The 1,242-nt window shown below is 69.9% G+C and carries 1 protein-coding gene; it reads left to right on the top strand.

Annotated features, from left to right (window positions below; translation table 11 throughout):
- Positions 1-720: 720 nt before the first annotated feature.
- Positions 721-1,242: hypothetical protein (locus Mam01_RS35965; RefSeq protein WP_204289679.1), on the top strand; the 522-nt coding region annotated here is incomplete at its 3' end.

The following is a 1,242-nucleotide window of genomic DNA, read 5'->3' as shown; positions in this document are numbered from 1 at the left end:
CAGCATCCGGGCCTCTTCCTGAGCCAGGACCACAACCCGCCGCGCACGGTCGGTGAACCTCTCGAACATGTCGGCTCCCTCCGAATGCTGAGCCTGAATCGGAGTCTTCACTCTAGTTGCCCGGCCCCTGGTAAGCCCCTCCGCAATCCCGGCACGGAAGACGAGGATCGGCCCGGCGGACGGGCGGGCGTGAGCCGACGCGGCACCGGGACACCCGCCGTGGGCTGCGCGTCTTCGGGGCGAAGGGCCCGGCGGCAGGCCGGGAAAGCCCGGGCGGGGCGCCGGCGCCCCGTGGTTCTTTCGCGCCAAGCGTAACCACCGGACCGGGCGGAGGCCGGGACGTCAACGGCCGACATCGCAGGTCTCCTCCCCTGCTCGCCGTATCCGGCCTCTAACCGGTTCGATGGAAGTTTCATGCGATGAAACCGGTGCCGATCCACGAGATCGCACGCCGTGACGCTGGCCGGGAAACAGCCCGTACACATACAGGACACCCGCCATTGACATCAACTCAGAGGCAAGCCTAGGCTTCCCGACGAATCGATTCGATGAATCCGGCGGACGCCTCCGCCGCGCCTCCGGCGCGGCCACCGGTGAGGCCCTCCGGGAACCGCTCCGCGACGGCGTCCGGGAAGCCCCGGGAGAGGTTCGGCATTCCACTCGCCCCCATCCAGCTTCCGAGAACACCCCCCCAACCCCCCTCTGTCCAAGGAGTCGCCAGTGGACACCACCCCCCGTACGCGACGCCGGCGTCGCCACGGCCTCGCCGCACTGCTGTCGGCCACGGCCATGGCCGCCGCGTCCGTCCTCGCGGCCGCAGGACCGGCCCAGGCCGCCGACGAGTCCATCACCGTGAACTTCTCCGTCACGAACGGTTCCCCGACCTACCGGGCGTCGGGGTGGATCTACGGGATGACCGAGAACGGCGCGGCACCCGCCGACAACTACTTCCGTGATGTGAAGTTCCGCTACATGCGGGCCGGTGGCGCGCAGCTCGACAGCCCCGGCGGGTGGGTGTCGGGCAAGTACGACCGGCGGTGGAACGCCACCCGTGCCCAGCTCCTGCGCACCCGCTCGCTGGGCGGGGAGTTCATCCTGCTCGTGCACGACCTGTGGGGCGCGGACGGCTATCCCATCTCGCGCTTCCCCGGCGACAACGGCAACTGGACCGACTACGACAACTTCCTCACCCGCGTGATCGACGACGTGCGGGCGACGGGCGCGCCCGTCCAGTGGGACCTC

The sequence above is a fragment of the Microbispora amethystogenes genome, from assembly GCF_016863015.1.
Classification (GTDB): Bacteria; Actinomycetota; Actinomycetes; order Streptosporangiales; family Streptosporangiaceae; genus Microbispora; species Microbispora amethystogenes.
The sequence above is the reverse complement of the archived record's forward strand: the minus strand, read 5'-3'. Positions and strand labels throughout refer to the sequence as shown.